At 68.7% G+C, this 16,789-nt stretch carries 14 protein-coding genes; 8 read left to right on the plus strand and 6 right to left on the minus strand.

Going from position 1 to position 16,789, the window contains the following annotated elements; translation table 11 throughout:
- Positions 1-59: 59 nt before the first annotated feature.
- Together ACIPXC_RS01865 and ACIPXC_RS01870 are read right to left on the minus strand one after the other, a co-directional pair.
- Entirely contained in the window at positions 60-668 is a 609-nt protein-coding gene (locus ACIPXC_RS01865; protein WP_401612333.1) for a hypothetical protein, read from the minus strand.
- A gap of 244 nt (positions 669-912) precedes the next feature.
- Positions 913-1,239, minus strand: coding sequence for a hypothetical protein (locus ACIPXC_RS01870; RefSeq protein WP_401612336.1), 327 nt, complete (start codon positions 1,237-1,239; stop codon positions 913-915).
- Between the two features lie 104 nt (positions 1,240-1,343).
- On the opposite strand from ACIPXC_RS01870, the gene ACIPXC_RS01875 reads away from it, so the two are divergent.
- Together ACIPXC_RS01875 and ACIPXC_RS01880 are read left to right on the plus strand one after the other, a co-directional pair.
- Positions 1,344-2,072: a hypothetical protein gene (locus ACIPXC_RS01875; RefSeq protein WP_401612339.1), complete on the plus strand. Its 729-nt coding sequence runs from the start codon at positions 1,344-1,346 to the stop codon at positions 2,070-2,072.
- 228 nt (positions 2,073-2,300) lie between these two features.
- Positions 2,301-3,890: a hypothetical protein gene (locus tag ACIPXC_RS01880; RefSeq protein WP_401612342.1), complete on the plus strand. Its 1,590-nt coding sequence runs from the start codon at positions 2,301-2,303 to the stop codon at positions 3,888-3,890.
- A 263-nt stretch (positions 3,891-4,153) separates the two neighbouring features.
- Here the strand turns inward: ACIPXC_RS01880 and ACIPXC_RS01885 are convergent, their stop codons facing one another.
- The 4 genes from ACIPXC_RS01885 to ACIPXC_RS01900 all read right to left on the minus strand — a co-directional run bounded on the left by ACIPXC_RS01885 (position 4,154) and on the right by ACIPXC_RS01900 (position 7,640).
- Complete coding sequence (locus ACIPXC_RS01885) at positions 4,154-4,822, minus strand: nucleotidyl transferase AbiEii/AbiGii toxin family protein (protein WP_401612345.1); 669 nt, start codon at positions 4,820-4,822, stop codon at positions 4,154-4,156.
- A 5-nt stretch (positions 4,823-4,827) separates the two neighbouring features.
- Entirely contained in the window at positions 4,828-5,220 is a 393-nt protein-coding gene (locus tag ACIPXC_RS01890) for a hypothetical protein (RefSeq protein ID WP_401612348.1), read from the minus strand.
- 299 nt (positions 5,221-5,519) lie between these two features.
- Complete coding sequence (locus ACIPXC_RS01895; RefSeq protein ID WP_401612351.1) at positions 5,520-7,049, minus strand: helix-turn-helix domain-containing protein; 1,530 nt, start codon at positions 7,047-7,049, stop codon at positions 5,520-5,522.
- 102 nt (positions 7,050-7,151) lie between these two features.
- Positions 7,152-7,640 (minus strand): MarR family winged helix-turn-helix transcriptional regulator, encoded by a 489-nt coding sequence (locus tag ACIPXC_RS01900; RefSeq protein ID WP_401612354.1) that lies wholly within the window; start codon positions 7,638-7,640, stop codon positions 7,152-7,154.
- A 96-nt stretch (positions 7,641-7,736) separates the two neighbouring features.
- Here ACIPXC_RS01900 and ACIPXC_RS01905 point away from each other — a divergent pair, with 96 nt between their 5' ends.
- The 6 genes from ACIPXC_RS01905 (at position 7,737) to ACIPXC_RS01930 (ending at position 16,788) form a co-directional block, all read left to right on the plus strand.
- Positions 7,737-8,600, plus strand: a complete 864-nt coding sequence (locus ACIPXC_RS01905) for a haloalkane dehalogenase (RefSeq protein ID WP_401612357.1) — start codon at positions 7,737-7,739, stop codon at positions 8,598-8,600.
- A gap of 411 nt (positions 8,601-9,011) precedes the next feature.
- Entirely contained in the window at positions 9,012-9,902 is an 891-nt protein-coding gene (locus tag ACIPXC_RS01910) for an aminoglycoside phosphotransferase family protein (protein WP_401612360.1), read from the plus strand.
- 488 nt (positions 9,903-10,390) lie between these two features.
- A complete protein-coding gene (acnA, locus tag ACIPXC_RS01915) occupies positions 10,391-13,105 on the plus strand; it encodes an aconitate hydratase AcnA (RefSeq protein ID WP_401612363.1) in 2,715 nt (904 codons plus the stop codon).
- Positions 13,106-13,433: 328 nt separating this feature from the next.
- Complete coding sequence (gene ngcE / locus ACIPXC_RS01920) at positions 13,434-14,858, plus strand: N-acetylglucosamine/diacetylchitobiose ABC transporter substrate-binding protein (RefSeq protein ID WP_401612581.1); 1,425 nt, start codon at positions 13,434-13,436, stop codon at positions 14,856-14,858.
- Positions 14,859-14,903: 45 nt separating this feature from the next.
- Positions 14,904-15,848, plus strand: coding sequence for a carbohydrate ABC transporter permease (locus ACIPXC_RS01925; RefSeq protein ID WP_401612366.1), 945 nt, complete (start codon positions 14,904-14,906; stop codon positions 15,846-15,848).
- Positions 15,849-15,861: 13 nt separating this feature from the next.
- On the plus strand, positions 15,862-16,788 hold the full coding sequence (locus ACIPXC_RS01930) for a carbohydrate ABC transporter permease (RefSeq protein ID WP_401612369.1): 927 nt from the start codon (positions 15,862-15,864) through the stop codon (positions 16,786-16,788).
- Position 16,789: the final 1 nt, after the last annotated feature.

Here is a 16,789-nt window from a genome sequence, read left to right on the forward strand (position 1 = left end):
TCGCAGCGGCCGGCCCCGCCGCACCCGACCGCCGCGAACCGATCCGATCGGGCCGGCGGCTAGCGGGCCAGCGACGCGAAGGTGGCGGTTGCCACGGCTGCGCCCGTCGCGGTACCCGCCAGGACCTGGGCGAGGGTGTGGTCGCGCAGCGCCACGCGGGACCAGCCGACGGCGGCGACCACGGGGCAGGCGAGGAGTACCCAGGGCCCGTAGGTCATGGCGAGCATGGCCACGCTCCCGGCGGACACCCCCGCGTGCACGCTGATCTTCCACACGGGGGTCACTGCGAGCAGGGCCGCCAGGGTGACCAGCATCGCCGCGGTCAGCGCGGTCATCGTCCGGGGAGCGCCGAGGGCCCACAACAGCAGGGTGCCGGTGGCGACCGAGGCGCCGGCGAAGGCCATCACCAGGATCCGCTGCGGCCGCGGCCCGACGTGCCGGTCGGCCCAACGGCCGCGGTGGATGCCGTACGTGATGAAGGCCAGCGGAATGCCCGCGGCGAACAGGCAGCCGAGAAGGCCCCACCCGGCCCCGGCGAGACGGTCGGTGTGCCAGCCGACGAGGAGGCTGTCGGCGATGATCCAGGTCTTGGGATCGAGCCCGTCGGTGACCAGCCGGGCCAGCCGGACCGTCCGGGACCCACCGGGGGGAGCGATCGTGGTCGTCACGCCGTGTCCTCCGGCCGAGTGAGTGGGGGGGGAAGCCGTCCCGCCCCTGCGGACCCTGTGGGGAGACGCCGTCGAGGATGTTGCCGCCGGTGCCGTGATCCGGTGCCGTGATCCGGTGCCTCCACCGGTGGCGGTGGCGGCCGTACTGGCGCGGGAACAGGCGCCGCTCCCGCGGGATCGGCTGATCGCACCATGTGCACGGCACCGTACGGCCCCTGCGTGCGCAGTCCCCGTACCGGTGAGCCTATCGGCTGTTCGCCGGGTGGTTCGTGGCGGGAGGTACGGGGGTGACCGGGACGGCGAGGTAGCGGAAGGTCCCTCCGGCGCCCGGCTGCTCGTGGTACGGCTGCCAGGCCAGCCCGTAAGTACCGCGGAGGTGACAGGTGTTGTCGGCGTACTGGCCGTCGGCCCACCGGAGGGTTCCGGTCAGGGTGCGGCCTTCGTGTATCCGGGACTCCCGGTCGCGCGTCGCGCGGGAACTCGGTTTCGGCGCTGTCCACAGCCGGGGCTCGTTGGTGACGAGGAGTGCGAGGCCGTTCTGGTCGGGCCGCCCCGGGCCCCGCTGCGGCACCTCCCGTCGGGAACGCCCCTCCGGTGCCACCTCCCACAGGGCGCGGGCGAAACCGTGCCACGCGACGCGGCGGGGGCTCGGACGGTTCCGCCCGTTCCGGCAGGATGAGTGATCAGCCGGCACTCGAGGACCATCTCGTCATCCACGACACCCGTGCGATGCACGGATGGCTCAGCGATGAGACCAACCATGTGGCCTGGCGCAGGTTCCAGGAACACGACCGTACGCTGTTGGTTGCGAGCGCCAACCGCACCCCGGCGGAGCAGGCGCTCGGCTTCGACATCATCTTCTGCAACGTCACGCGCCACAGCCTCGTCCTCGTGCAGTACAAGAAGCTCGACGCCGAGCGAGGCGTCTTCTCCTCCCCGAACAGCGACCGGAACCTCGCCAAGGAACTGAAACGGATGAGGAGCCTGGACCGGTACGCGGAGAGGCAGGCCGGTCCCGCCGACGAACAGCGGTTGGACCCGAGTCCGAGCTGGATCAAGCTCTGTCATCCGCGTTCCGTGCTGCCGCACACGACGGAGATGATCCACGGGATGTACTTCCCCCGTCGGCAGTTCGAATCGCTTCGCGACGACGGCCGATTGAAGGACGGACGGCACGGTGCCCTCCGGTTCGGCTACAAGAACGTCCCGGCCTACCTGGACAACACGCTGTTCTCACGTCTGGTGGAGACGGGCCAGATTGGCACCACCGGAACCAGTACTGACTTCGTCCGCCAGCAGCTCATCCGCAGCTTCCGAGGACAGCGCAGCCTCGTGCTCGCCACGCTGAGCGGGGAGGAGCTGCCGCAGTCGGCGCGGAACGCTCAGCGTCGACATGCACGCTGAGCGAAGGCGCTCCCCCGGAAGCGGTTGCAGCTCCGCACAGGCAGGCCCCGCCCTTCAGTGACCAGCACGTATGGCCTTCGGCTGCCCTGACGGTTGGCGTCGAAGCCCCCGCGCAGGGAATTACCGACTTCGGCGTGGCGCAATACGGTGTTTCTCCGAGTAGAGCCCTGACCGCGTTCGGGAGCAACCGGTCCAATGCGCAGGGCATCTGGGGTGAGGGGAGCCGCCATGCAGGCGCTGTATGCCGTCAGTTTTGACATCCAGTCTGCCCAGGAGCATCCGGGCCACGTCTATGAGCGTCTACGTGACCATCTTGCAGACTGGCTCAGCCACGGCGGACGGATACCGGCACCGTCGGTGACCGAATTCGACCAAGACGGCCGGGCGGTGCTCGCCGGAAAGAGTCCCGGCCACGGCGATCGCACAGTGAGCTGGACGGTGGCGGGCGACGGCCTCACCCGTGCCCTGCGCCTGACCATCCACCAGCCGTTGTCCGCAGGTCCGGCCCAGTTCGTCACCCGGGTCACCGTTTCCCAGTTGGAAGAAGGCGGTGGCGGGCTCAGAATTGTCATGGGACGGGAGATCCCCGACGGGTGGATCGCGCCGGTGCAGGACCCTCCGCTCAAGCGCCCCAACCTGCTGCGGGCGGTGCTCGGCGACCGGGAACTTGAAGTGCGGGTGCTGGGCCAGCTCGCCACGGGCCGCTACGAGAGGATCCGCGAGGAGAGCCACACGACCGTACTTCTCGACTCCCTGGCGCTGCGCACGCGCCTCCCCATTGTCCTGGTGCACCCCAGGGACCAGGCGGGGTGGAGCGCGGCGGCCGATGCCTCGGGCCAACTCGCCGGGCTGGCTCAGGTGGTGACTTTGAACTATGTGACCGCACAGGCCGTCCGCCGGGCTCACGAACAGATGGCCGTACCCAGCGGGGGCGCCCGACTGGTCTGGCCCGACCTCGGCCTGGAGCATCCCGCCTACTCGCGTGAGGAGGTGTCCGAGCCGTTCTTCGTGGAACGCCGGCTGATGCCGTCACTCGCCCACCTCTCGGTCATTGCTCGCGGCAGTGACACGGCGTGGGAGCGGGCGCGGCAGGCATCGTACCGCGCGGGCGCGCGCAGGGCGGCCGAGTATCTGTCGCGTGCCCAGGCCGCCGGCGACACCACCGCCGAACTCGAAGCTCTGCAAAAGCGCGTGCGACAGCTCGAAGAGGACACCAGGTCGTGGGAGGACATGGCACAAAGCTGCGTGGAGGAACGCGACAAGGCGCGAGACGACGCCGCTTCCGCCGAGGCGCTGCGCCAGGACCGGGATTACTGGAAGAAGCAGTACTTCGACCTGTCGAAGAGCGGGAGCGGACAGGCAGCCGTACTCGACGCCTGGAGTGAGGTCCCAGCCCTGGGAACGGACGCCGTACCCACTTTCAAGGCTCTCACCAAGGCGTCGGAGGAGCACATCGTGTTCACGGCGAGAGCGGGGCGCGCTTGGAAGGACTCGCGCTATCCGTACCCCCAGGAGATGACCGACCAGCTGATCGCTCTTGCGCAGGCCGCGATGGACCTGTACGCCAACCCTGGCAATATGCCTAGGCTGACTCAGTGGTTCTACGACAACCACGGACTGAAGTACGCGCCCAGCGACGAGAAGCTGAGCAAGGACAAGGACAAGCGCTACTTCATGTTCGACGGGAAGCGCAGCGACGGACTGCCGCACATCAAGGTCCGGGACGCGGTGTCACCCAACGAGGTCGGACGGATCTACTTCGCCCTCGACTCCGATGGGAAGCGTTTCATCGTGAACCACGTCGGACTTCACCTGTAGTCGGCTGCTTGGGCCACCCGCCTGCGGGCCGTATGCCCGGGCAGAGGCTGAGACGCGCCGCCCTCAGCCTCTGCCGCGCCCACCCTGATGTCCTGGGTCCAGGCATTGCTCTGGCCGTTCGGCCCCATACGACCTCCGGCTGATCTCCCCAGGGCCTGCCCGGCGTGCTTGGTGTGGGACAAGCCCGTAATCCACTGCTGTCCCACCCACTCACTTCGGTTCTTGCTCTGATCGACGGCAGATGCAGTCTCATCCGGATGTGATCAGTCGACGTCCGGATCATCGGCCTCTTCGAGGAGACGGGCCGCGAGGTCGTCGGCCCACTCCACGGCCCAAGAGCGGAGAGCGGTGATGGTGGCGTCATCGAGCCCATAGGCGGCGAAGGCTTCGTCGTCGGTCCACTCGGCGCCCGTGAGGTTCGATTGCAGATCCTCGCGCTCGAAGCGGCCGCGGGCGTGGCGGCGGCCGAACTCCTCGAGCTCGGCATTGGTCCAGCGGCGGGAGGCTGCGAACACGTCGATCAGGTCGCGAGGCGCTCCGCGGTCGGCGAGGGCGCGGACCTTGGTCCCGATCACGTCCTCCTCCGCGAGAACGGGCCCGTACGGGCTCTGGGTGACCGGCCGCCAGAAGATCTCCTTGAGGATGTCGACCTCGCACTCCTGCCCGGTGGCCGGGTCGGACACGGTGAAGCGGGCGGACAGCGGGGCAGTCTCCAGCGCGTGCACCTTCCAGCCGCGGGCTTCCAGGCCGGCGCGGAGCGTGGCGGCGATGTCGGCCATGGGCGCCGGGTTCTCGGTGGCGACGTCGAGGTCCTGGCTGGGGCGATTCACGAGGCGGTGTGCCCGCACGGCGTATCCACCGGTGAGAACCAGTGGATACGGGGAACCGAGCGCGATCACATCCGCCAGGAGCCGCGTGTGCAGCTCCGGCATGTCCGTCACGCGGCTGCCCGGGTCCGGGAGGCGAGCTCGGGGAAGGCATCTTCCCATACGGCGCGCACGCTGCGGCCGACGAGGGTGCGCAGCACCGGCCACAGCTGGAGGAGCAGGTCCTGGTTGAGGTAGTGGGGCAGGTCGTCGTGCAGGCCCTCGTGCAGGACGGTGCGATACAGGCCCATGCGCTGGCGCGGCTTGCCCAGGTCGTATGAGGTCATCCCGGACCAGGCCATGTGCAGCGGCAGATCCACGACCCCCCGGGTCGGGCCGTGCAACTCGTCCAGCGACTCCGGAAGACGGCACCGGAACTTCTCCCGATACAGCGCGAGGTCCTTGGCGTCCGCGTCCGAGACGTCCCTCGGGGTGGGCGCGGGGTGCTGTGAGCTGGAGGGCATGAGTCCATTATGGTGGCCGGAGATGGTGCGAGGGTCATGATGTGCGAGCTGCGTCCGGAGCGAGCGGGGGCGGATCCCCGGGTGAGCTGGTTGCCGCAGTCTGCTCAGCCCTGAGCAGGACGGACTCTGCGATCCTTTCAGGCCGACTCCGATGATGGATCACGTGATGTGCCCTGTCACTCAGAGCCTCCGCGCCCGGCCAGAAGTCCCAGGAAAGTCCCCGAGGTGCCTACGATTCCCCTCCTGTCGCCTATTTGTGCAGGTCAGGAGGGGTTTCACGATACTTTCTCTTGGAACCTTCAGATGTCCCGGAAGATCTCGATCTGGGCGCCCACCGAGTTGAGGCGCTCGGCCAGTTCCTCGTAGCCGCGGTTGATCACGTAGACGTTGCGCAGCACCGAGGTGCCCTCGGCCGCCATCATCGCCAGCAGGACGACCACCGCCGGGCGGAGGGCCGGCGGGCACATCATCTCCGCCGCGCGCCAGCGGGTGGGGCCCTCGACCAGGACGCGGTGGGGGTCCAGCAGCTGGAGGCGGCCGCCGAGGCGGTTCAGATCCGTCAGGTAGATGGCGCGGTTGTCGTACACCCAGTCGTGGATGAGGGTCTGGCCCTGGGCGACGGCGGCGATGGCCGCGAAGAAGGGGACGTTGTCGATGTTCAGCCCGGGGAAGGGCATCGGGTGGATCTTGTCGATCGGGGCTTCCAGCTTCGACGGGCGGACCGTGAGGTCGACCAGGCGGGTGCGGCCGTTGTCCGCCGAGTACTCCGCCGAGCGGTCGTGGTCGAGGCCCATCTCCTCCAGGACCGCGAGTTCGATCTCCATGAACTCGATCGGGACCCGGCGGATCGTCAGCTCCGACTCCGTGACGACCGCGGCGGCGAGCAGGCTCATCGCCTCGACCGGGTCCTCGGAGGGGGAGTAGTCGACGTCCACGTCGATGTTCGGGATGCCGTGGACGGTGAGCGTGGTGGTGCCGACGCCCTCGACCTTGACGCCCAGCGCCTCCAGGAAGAAGCACAGGTCCTGCACCATGTAATTGGAGGAGGCGTTGCGGATGACAGTCACGCCGTCGTGCCGGGCGGCCGCCAGCAGCGCGTTCTCGGTGACCGTGTCCCCGCGCTCGGTCAGCACGATCGGGCGGTCGGGGGAGACCCCGGCCGCGACCTTCGCGTGGTAGATGCCCTCGGTCGCGGTGATGTCCAGGCCGAAGCGGCGCAGGGCGATCATGTGCGGTTCGATGGTGCGGGTGCCGAGGTCGCAGCCGCCGGCGTAGGGCAGACGGAAGGTCTCCATCCGGTGCAGCAGGGGGCCCAGGAACATGATGATGCTCCGGGTCCGGCGGGCGGCGTCCGCGTCCATGGCCTCCATGTCGAGGCGGGCCGGCGGGACCAGCTCCAGGTCGACGCCGTCGTTGATCCAGCGGCTGCGGACGCCGATGGAGTTCAGGACCTCCAGGAGGCGGTAGACCTCCTCGATGCGCGCCACCCGGCGCAGCACCGTACGGCCCTTGTTGAGCAGGGAGGCGCAGAGCAGGGCGACGCACGCGTTCTTGCTCGTCTTGACGTCGATGGCGCCGGACAGGCGCCGGCCGCCGACTACGCGCAGGTGCATCGGGCCGGCGTAGCCCAGGGAGACGATCTCGCTGTCGAGAGCTTCACCGATTCGGGCGATCATCTCAAGGCTGATGTTCTGGTTGCCGCGCTCGATCCGGTTCACTGCGCTCTGGCTGGTGCCGAGAGCTTCGGCGAGCTGACTCTGTGTCCAGCCCCGGTGTTGCCGGGCGTCACGAATGAGCTTGCCGATGCGTACGAGGTAGTCGTCTGCCATGGGGGCACCGTATCTCAGATATGAGATGACTCCTGCGTCGGGTGTGGCAGATGGCTGTGTCGATCGGCGTGTCGGGCGCGCGGGGCGGCGTCGCCCCGGAGGTTACTGACCGTCAGCTCCCATGGCCGGGCCGCCGTGCGCGTGGTGCTCGACGATGCGTCCCAGCAGGCGGGTGAGCTGCTCGCGCTCCACCGTCGACAGGGGGGCCAGGAGTTCGCCCTGGGCCGCGTCGAGGAGCTGCTCCAGCCTGCGCAGCCGTCGTCGGCCCAGCGGGGTGAGGGTGATGACGTTGCGCCGACGGTCCTCGGGATCGGGGGCGCGGTCGACCAGTTCGCGGCCGGCGAGTTCGTTGATGACGGCGACCAGGTCGCTGCGGTGGATGCCGGTGCGGTCGCTCAGCGCCGCCTGGCTCGCCGGCCCGGACTCCTCCAGAACGACCAGGACCGCGTAGTGCCATTTATGGGCATCTGCCCGGCCCAGGGCCTCGGTCACCAGGCGCTGCGCGTGGGTGGACGCCTGTCCCAGCAGGCGGCTGGGCAGTTCGCGCAGTCGCGCGGGGACGGCCGCGCCCCCGTTCTCTCCCGTGGTCATGGGGTGATGCTACCGCTTGCGTTAGTGGCACCAACGGTATAGCTTCGTTCGTGTCACGAACGTTAGTCACGCCAACGATTACGGAAGGGGCTCCCCGTGCCCACGATCGACGTACTCGACTCGACGATGTACTACGAGGACCGCGGCGAGGGCGTGCCCTTCGTCTTCCTCCACGGCAACCCCACCTCCTCCCACCTCTGGCGGGGCGTGCTGCCCCGCATCGAGGGTCCGGTCCGCGTCCTGGCCCCCGACCTCATCGGCATGGGCCGCTCCGGAAAGCCGGACGGCGAGTACCGCTTCGCCGACCACGCCCGCTACCTGGATGCGTGGTTCGACGCGCTCGGACTCGACGAGGCGGTGCTCGTAGGTCAGGACTGGGGCGGGGTGCTCGCCTTCGACCGGGCCGCCCGCCACCCCGGGCGGGTCCGCGGTATCGCCTTCATGGAGACGATCGTGCGCCCGATGGGGTGGGAGGAGTACCCGCCCGCCGCACGTGTCCGGTTCGAGGCGATACGCACTCCGGGAGTGGGGGAGGAGATGGTCCTCGACCGGAACATCTTCATCGAGGACAGCATTCTGCAGACCGTGCTGCACCCGATGGCCGAGGAGGACCGTGCCGTCTACGGTGCCCCCTACCCCACCCGCGAGAGCCGGCGGCCCCTGCTGCAGTGGGCCCGCTCACTGCCGATCGGCGGAGAGCCGGCCGACGTCGTCGCCGTCGTCGAGCGGTACGACGCCTGGCTGGCCGACAGTCCCGAGGTGCCCAAGCTCCTGCTCACCTTCGACGGCTCGCCCGCCCTGATGACCGGAGCCGAGGCCGCCGCCTGGTGCGAGCGGAACATCTCGGCGCTGGAGAGCGAGTACTGCGGGCCCGCGGCACACCTCTGTCCGGAGGACCGGCCCGAAGAGATCGCCGCGGCCGTCAACGCCTGGGCCGCCCGCCACGCCCTCGCCCGTTGAGCCGCGCCGTGGAGGGTCCGTCAGGGGAAGCCGATGCGCCGTCGGGAGCGCCGGGATGCGCCACGGGCGGCTGCATCGACCGATGGCGGGGGCCGGGCAGGCCCGGGCCCGCCGTCTCGCGTTGTACGGCGGCCCGCCCGGGTCCGCACCGCCCATCGATGACCGGACGCGGTCGAGAACGGCGGAACTTCCGGCCGCGCCGCGCCAGGTTGCCGTGGGGCCTCGACCCGCGTGCGGCGGGGCGAAGTGCCCCTCGTGCGGGAGCCGGCCGGTGCGGGTCGAGGCACTCGGAGGCCGTTGGAAACTCGTTTGACCGGGAACCCGGCGCCTGAATACTGGCTGCGTCCCGGTCGATCGGGACCGCTCACGTCGTTTTGAACCGGATCTGTGGAAGGGCCCACGAGATTGACCATGCACGTTGACCAAGTGGACGTGACCCCCGACATCGTGGCGGCCCTGGTCCGAGAACAGTTCCCCCGGTGGAGCGGCGAGGCGATCCGGCCCCTGCCGTCGACCGGAACGGTCAACGCCATCTTCCGCATCGGGGACGGCCTCTCCGCGCGTTTCCCGCTGCGCCTGACCGACGCTGCCGAGGCGCTGGCGGTTCTGGAACGGGAGGCACGGGCGAGCACGGAGCTGGCACAGGTGTCCCGGTTCCCCGTCCCGGAGCCCGTCGCCACGGGAAAGCCCGGAGCGGGCTACCCCATGCCGTGGTCGGTCCAGACGTGGCTGCCGGGAACAGTGGCCCTCGATGCCGACCCGAGCGGGTCGGACGCGTTCGCCGAGGACCTCGCCGCCTTCATCGCAGCCCTGCGGGACGCCGAGACGCGGGGGCGGCGCTTCTGCGGCGAGAACCGCGGCGGCGTTCTCGCCCACCACGACGACTGGATGGCGAAGTGCTTCGAGGAGAGCGAGGGGCTGCTCGATGTGCCCCGGCTGCGCCGGCTGTGGAGCCGCTTCCGGGAGTTGCCGCGCACCGGCGCCGACGTGATGAGCCACGGTGACCTGATCCCCGGCAACGTACTGGTCGCGGGAGGCCGGCTCGGCGGAATCCTCGACACCGGCGGATTCGGCCCGGCCGACCCCGCGCTGGATCTGGTCAGCGCCTGGCACCTGCTGCAGCCCGGCCCGCGGGAAGTGCTCCGGCGGACACTGGCCTGCGACGATCTGGAGTGGGAGCGCGGCAAGGCGTGGGCCTTCGAACAGGCGATGGGCCTCGTCTGGTACTACGTCGAGAGCAACCCGGCGATGAGCGGCACGGGGCGCCGGACACTCGACCGCATTCTGGCCTCGACGGAGTGATCCCGTCTCGGTCATGGGCCGTGGCGGAGGCGATCGACCGCTTCCCGTCCGGCCCGCGCGGCGGGCGCGCCCTTCCGCGAAGAGCAACGCCCTGTGCCTGAGCCGACCGCGGGTGCCCGAGGGGCGGCGGGACACGGGGAGGTCGTTCGGGTCGGAGACCGCGGTCACGGACGATGGTGGCTGGTACAGCCACCAGCACCCCCAGCGAGTTCAGCCCGTACGGCTGGGTTCACCGGGACGGAAGGCGAGACGGCGGGGTTCGCCGAGCAAGCGCCTCGATCGGATGAGAGGGGTCGACGGGGCGTGCCTCGTCGTCGCACGCGGACATGTACTAGAGTTATCTCGACATCGAGATATCTGCCGAAGGCGTACCGCAGCCGCCCCCGTTGGTAAGGGTTACCTAACTTAGCCCTACCTTAGCGGATTGGCCAAGGGGCGTGGCGGCAGGATGCGGTAAACGCGCGAATTCATGCATGAAGGAGACTGTCGTGTCGGCGAACAGCTTCGACGCCCGCAGCACGCTGCAGGTGGGCGACGAGTCGTACGAGATCTTCCGGCTGGACAAGGTCGAGGGCTCCGCCCGTCTGCCCTACAGCCTGAAGGTGCTGCTGGAGAACCTGCTCCGCACCGAGGACGGCGCGAACATCACCGCCGACCACATCCGGGCGCTCGGCGGCTGGGACTCCCAGGCCCAGCCCAGCCAGGAGATCCAGTTCACGCCGGCCCGCGTGATCATGCAGGACTTCACCGGCGTCCCCTGCGTCGTGGACCTCGCCACGATGCGTGAGGCCGTGAAGGCCCTCGGCGGCGACCCGGCGAAGATCAACCCGCTCTCGCCCGCCGAGATGGTCATCGACCACTCGGTCATCGCCGACAAGTTCGGCACGAAGGACGCCTTCGCGCAGAACGTCGAGCTGGAGTACGGCCGCAACAAGGAGCGCTACCAGTTCCTGCGCTGGGGCCAGACCGCCTTCGACGACTTCAAGGTCGTCCCCCCGGGCACCGGCATCGTCCACCAGGTCAACATCGAGCACCTGGCCCGCACCGTCATGGTCCGGGGTGGCCAGGCCTACCCCGACACCCTCGTCGGCACCGACTCGCACACCACCATGGTCAACGGCCTCGGCGTGCTGGGCTGGGGCGTCGGCGGCATCGAGGCCGAGGCCGCGATGCTCGGCCAGCCGGTCTCCATGCTGATCCCGCGCGTCGTCGGCTTCAAGCTGACCGGCGAGCTGCCCACCGGCACCACCGCCACCGACCTGGTGCTGACCATCACCGAGATGCTGCGCAAGCACGGTGTCGTCGGCAAGTTCGTGGAGTTCTACGGTGAGGGCGTCGCCGCCACCTCCCTCGCGAACCGCGCCACCATCGGCAACATGTCGCCGGAGTTCGGCTCCACCGCCGCGATCTTCCCGATCGACGGCGAGACCCTGAAGTACCTGCGCCTGACCGGCCGCTCCGAGCAGCAGGTCGCGCTCGTCGAGGCGTACGCCAAGGAGCAGGGCCTGTGGCTGGACCCGGCCGCCGAGCCGGACTTCTCCGAGAAGCTGGAGCTCGACCTCTCCACGGTCGTCCCCTCCATCGCCGGTCCGAAGCGCCCGCAGGACCGCATCGTCCTCGCGAACGCCGCCCAGCAGTTCGCGGTCGACGTCCTGAACTACGTCGACGACGCCGACGAGGCGGGCAAGGAGTCCTTCCCGGCCTCCGACGCCCCGGCCTCCGCCAACGGCGTGCCGACCCGCCCGACCCAGGTCACCCTGGCCGACGGCACCTCCTTCGAGATCGACCACGGCGCCGTCACGGTCGCCGCGATCACCTCCTGCACCAACACCTCGAACCCCTACGTCATGGTCGCCGCGGCGCTCGTGGCCAAGAAGGCCGTCGAGAAGGGCCTGACCCGCAAGCCGTGGGTCAAGACCACCCTGGCCCCGGGTTCGAAGGTCGTCACCGACTACTTCGACAAGGCCGGCCTGACCCCGTACCTCGACAAGATGGGCTTCAACCTCGTCGGGTACGGCTGCACCACCTGCATCGGCAACTCCGGTCCGCTGGACGAGGAGATCTCGAGGGCGATCAACGAGCACGACCTCGCGGTCACCTCGGTGCTCTCCGGCAACCGCAACTTCGAGGGCCGGATCAACCCCGACGTCAAGATGAACTACCTGGCCTCCCCGCCGCTGGTCGTCGCGTACGCCATCGCGGGCTCCATGAAGGTGGACATCACGCAGGACGCCATCGGCGCCGACACCGAGGGCAACCCGGTCTTCCTGAAGGACATCTGGCCCTCCGAGGCCGAGGTCAACGACGTCGTGGCGAACGCCATCGGCGAGGACATGTTCAGCAAGTCCTACAGCGACGTCTTCGCGGGCGACGCCCAGTGGCAGGCGCTGTCGATCCCGACCGGCAACACCTTCGAGTGGGACCCGCAGTCCACCTATGTCCGTAAGCCCCCCTACTTCGAGGGCATGACGATGGAGACCACCCCGGTCTCCGACATCGCCGGCGCCCGCGTGCTGGCGAAGCTGGGCGACTCGGTCACCACCGACCACATCTCCCCGGCCGGTGCGATCAAGGCCGACACCCCGGCCGGCAAGTACCTCACCGAACACGGCGTCGAGCGCCGCGACTTCAACTCGTACGGTTCCCGCCGCGGCAACCACGAGGTCATGATCCGCGGTACCTTCGCCAACATCCGCCTGCGCAACCAGATCGCGCCGGGCACCGAGGGCGGCTTCACCCGCGACTTCACCGTCGAGGGCGGCCCGGTCTCCTTCATCTACGACGCCTCGCAGAACTACCAGGCCGCCGGCATCCCGCTGGTCATCCTGGCCGGCAAGGAGTACGGCTCCGGCTCGTCCCGCGACTGGGCGGCCAAGGGCACCGCGCTGCTCGGCGTCAAGGCCGTCATCGCCGAGTCCTACGAGCGCATCCACCGCTCCAACCTGATCGGCATGGGCGTCCTGCCCCTGCAGTTCCCCGAGGGCGTCACCGCGGCCTCGCTGGGCCTCACCGGCGAGGAGACCTTCTCCTTCACCGGTGTGGAGGAGCTGAACAACGGCACCACCCCGCGCACCGTCAAGGTCACCACCGACACCGGTGTGGAGTTCGACGCGGTCGTCCGCATCGACACGCCGGGTGAGGCCGACTACTACCGCAACGGCGGCATCATGCAGTACGTCCTGCGGAACCTGATCCGCGGCTAAGGGCGCGCCAGGCGGAGCGATCCGCCGTCTGTCGGCACCATAGGGCCGTACCCCCGACGAGGGGGTGCGGCCCTTGTCGTTCCGTGCGGCGGCGGCGACGGTCTCAGGTGACGGACAGGTCTCAACTCGGAAAAGCCGGGAACGATCCTTGTGCACGATCTTGCTCAGCCGAGCGGAAGTGGACTATACCTGTGCCCGTCCGGGCCACTGCGTGACGAGCGGCTCCGGGCCGGGGGATGCCGGGGGACCTGCGGTGATGCCCGCATGCACGGCAACTGCCGCGATTTCCGGCCTCCTTCACACTTCTGACGAAGGCGAGGACATGAGCATGGGATCCACTGGTGAGGGCCTCGGCCGCCGCGATCTGATCAAGCGTTCCGCAGCGCTCGGACTGATCAGCGTGCCGACGATGAGCTTCCTGTCCGCCTGCGCCTCCGGCGGCGGGGACACGACGAAGGGCCCCGACAAGGCCGCCGTCTCCAAGGAGAACCCCTTCGGCGTCTCGAAGGGCGGCACGATGGACGTCGTCGTCTTCAAGGGTGGCTTCGGCGACGACTACGCGAAGGCCTGGGAGGCCGCCTTCGACAAGAAGTGGGGCACCACCAGCTCCCACCTCGGCACCCAGGAGATCACCGGCAAGCTCCAGACCCGCTTCAACGGCGGCAACCCGCCGGACGTCGTCGACAACTCCGGCGCCCAGAGGATCAAGCTGGACGTGCTCTTCAAGAGCAACCAGCTCGCCGACCTCACCCCCGTGCTGGACGCGCCCTCGCTCGACGACCCGACCAAGAAGGTCCGCGACACGCTCATCGCGGGCACCATCGAACAGGGCACGCAGGGCGGCAAGTTCGTCTCGCTGAACTACGTCTACACGGTCTACGGCTTCTGGTACTCCGGGAAGCTCTTCAAGGAGAAGGGCTGGACGCCGCCCAGGACCTGGGACGAGTTCCTCGCGGTCTGCGCCAAGGCCAAGGAGGCCGGCCTCGGCGGCCTCGCCCACCAGGGCAAGTACCCCTACTACATCAACGTCGTCATCATGGACCTGATCGCCAAGAAGGGCGGTCTGGAGGCCGTGAAGGCCATCGACAACCTGGAGCCGAACGCCTTCGAGGGCAGCGCGGCCGCCCTCGCCGCCGTCGAGGCGGTCTACGAGGTGGTCGAGAAGGACCTGCTCCTGCCGGGCACGAACGGCCTGACCCACACCGAGTCCCAGACCGCCTGGAACCAGTACAAGGCCGCCTTCGTCCCGTCCGGCTCCTGGCTGGAGAACGAGCAGCTCAAGCAGACGCCGGACGACTTCGACATGCAGTTCCTGCCGGTCCCGGTGCTCGCCGACAGCAAGCTGCCCTTCGAGGCCATCCGGGCCGGCGCGGGCGAGCCCTTCATCGTCCCGGAGAAAGCGGCCAACAAGCCCGGCGGTCTGGAGTTCATCCGTTCGATGCTGTCCCGCGAATGGTCGACCATCTTCGCCCAGCAGGCCAACTCGCTCACCGTGGTCAAGGACGGCGTGGACCCGGGCGTGAAACTGCGTCCCGGCACCCAGTCGGCGGTGGCCGCCGTCAAGGCGGCGGGATCGAACACCTTCAATTACCTTTACCCCGACTGGTACAGCGAGATGGACACGGCCATCCAGGACGCGTCCAACGAGCTGATGGCCAAGCGGATTCAGCCGAAGGAGTGGATCAAGCGGGCCCAGGCGGCGGTGAACAAGGCGGCGCAGGATCCGAACGCCAAGAACAACCGTCGCAGCTGACAGCAGCACGCCCCACCGGTCACCGGCACACCAGGGACGGACACCATGAGCCATGTAGTCCAGGGCCGGGGACGGGCCGGCTTCATCGCCGGCTTCCTCCTCGCACCCCTCGCGCTGTACCTGACCTTCGTCATCTGGCCGTACGTACAGACGTTCGGCTACTCCTTCACCAACTGGACGGGTCAGTCGCCCACGTTCGACTTCGTCGGCATGGACAACTACTCCGCCCTGATGAAGGACGAGGTCTTCCGCGGAGCCCTCTGGAACAACCTGCTGCTCCTGGTGTTCGTCCCGGTGGTCACCATCCTGCTCGCCCTCTTCTTCGCCTTCATGGTGAACGCGGGCGGGCGGGGCGGGGCAGGCGGCGTGCAGGGCGTGGCGGGCTCACGCCTCTACAAGGTCGTCTACTTCTTCCCGCAGGTCCTCTCCCTCGCCATCCTCGCGGTCCTCTTCGGCGCCGTGTACCGCACCGACGAGGGCGGCCTGCTCAACGGCGTCCTCATCCGCCTCGGCATCGTCGACCGGCTGCACCCGATCGAATGGCTGAACGAGCCGAGGCTCGTCCTGTGGTGCCTGCTCCTCGTGGTGGTCTGGCACGGCGTGGGCTTCTACCTCGTCCTCTTCTCCGCGGCCATGCAGTCCATCCCCAAGGACATCTACGAAGCGGCCCTCCTCGACGGGGCGGGACGCGCGCAGACCTTCTTCAGGGTCACCCTGCCCCTGCTCTGGGACTCCGTGCAGACCTCGGCGGTCTATCTGGGCATCGCCGCGATGGACATGTTCGTCCTGGTCTCGACGATGACCTCCGGCCAGTTCGGCGGCGGCCCCGACCACCACAGCGAGGTCATGGCCACCGTCCTGATGCGGAACTTCCTCTACTTCGGCAAGAGCGGCTACGCCTGTGCCATGGGCGTGGTCATGCTCGTCCTCACCCTGATCCTTTCCGTCATCACGCTGCGCGCCACCCGCCGCGAGCGCATCGAGTTCTGAGCGGGAGACCGTCATGACCACAGTGATCAAGGCTCCGGGTGAATCCGCGGCGGAGCGCTCCGGCGCAGCCGGACCCGGCGGGCGTCGGAGCGCCGGAGGCTCCGAGGGCATGGTCCTCAACGTCTTTTCCCACGGCTTCCTCGTCGTCTGGGCCGTGATGATCGTGCTGCCGCTGATCTGGCTGGCGCTCGGCTCGTTCAAGACCGACGCGCAGATCGGCGGCTCGGCCCTCAGCTGGCCCGCCAACTGGAACTTCGACGCGTTCGGGCGGGCGTGGGACAAGGGCATCGGCGACTACTTCGCCAACACCCTCGTCGTGATGGTGTTCTCCGTCCCGCTGACGATGCTGTTCGGCTCGATGGCGGCGTACGTCCTGGCCCGCTACCCCTTCCCGGGCAACCGGTTCATCTACTACTTCTTCGTCAGCGGCGCGATGTTCCCCGTCTTCCTCGCGCTCGTCCCGCTGTTCTTCATGGTCAAGCGGTTCGACATGCTGAACACCTACCAGGGTCTGATCCTCGTGTACGTGGCGTACTCGATGCCGTTCACCGTCTTCTTCATGCACTCGTTCTTCCGCACGCTGCCGACGGCGGTCCACGAGGCGGCGGTGATCGACGGGGCCTCCGACACCCGGATCTTCTTCCAGGTGATGGTGCCGATGGCCAAGCCCGGCCTGATCAGCGTCGGGATCTTCAACGTCCTGGGCCAGTGGAACCAGTACATCCTGCCCTCCGTGCTGATGCAGCCCCAGACCGGATCGGACCCCGAGCGCTATCTGCTCACCCAGGGCCTGATCCAGCTCCAGCAGCAGCAGGGCTACGAGACCGACCTGCCCGTGCTCTTCGCGGGCGTGACCATCGCGATGATCCCGATGCTGGTGGTCTACCTGTCCTTCCAGCGTCAGATCCAGGCGGGCCTGACCTCGGCGACGCTGAAGTAGC

It is taken from the genome of Streptomyces sp. NPDC090021 (assembly GCF_044748225.1).
Lineage (GTDB): Bacteria > Actinomycetota > Actinomycetes > Streptomycetales > Streptomycetaceae > Streptomyces.

Bases quoted from the DNA above. Each gene is read 5' to 3' on its own strand.
- ACIPXC_RS01875 (WP_401612339.1), top strand. From the start codon at position 1,344: ATGAGTGATCAGCCGGCACTCGAGGACCATCTCGTCATCCACGACACC.
- ACIPXC_RS01880 (WP_401612342.1), top strand. From the start codon at position 2,301: ATGCAGGCGCTGTATGCCGTCAGTTTTGACATCCAGTCTGCCCAGGAG.
- ACIPXC_RS01885 (WP_401612345.1), bottom strand. From the start codon at position 4,822: ATGCCGGAGCTGCACACGCGGCTCCTGGCGGATGTGATCGCGCTCGGT.
- ACIPXC_RS01890 (WP_401612348.1), bottom strand. From the start codon at position 5,220: ATGCCCTCCAGCTCACAGCACCCCGCGCCCACCCCGAGGGACGTCTCG.
- ACIPXC_RS01895 (WP_401612351.1), bottom strand. From the start codon at position 7,049: ATGGCAGACGACTACCTCGTACGCATCGGCAAGCTCATTCGTGACGCC.
- ACIPXC_RS01900 (WP_401612354.1), bottom strand. From the start codon at position 7,640: ATGACCACGGGAGAGAACGGGGGCGCGGCCGTCCCCGCGCGACTGCGC.
- ACIPXC_RS01910 (WP_401612360.1), top strand. From the start codon at position 9,012: ATGCACGTTGACCAAGTGGACGTGACCCCCGACATCGTGGCGGCCCTG.
- ngcE (WP_401612581.1), top strand. From the start codon at position 13,434: ATGGGATCCACTGGTGAGGGCCTCGGCCGCCGCGATCTGATCAAGCGT.
- ACIPXC_RS01925 (WP_401612366.1), top strand. From the start codon at position 14,904: ATGAGCCATGTAGTCCAGGGCCGGGGACGGGCCGGCTTCATCGCCGGC.
- ACIPXC_RS01930 (WP_401612369.1), top strand. From the start codon at position 15,862: ATGACCACAGTGATCAAGGCTCCGGGTGAATCCGCGGCGGAGCGCTCC.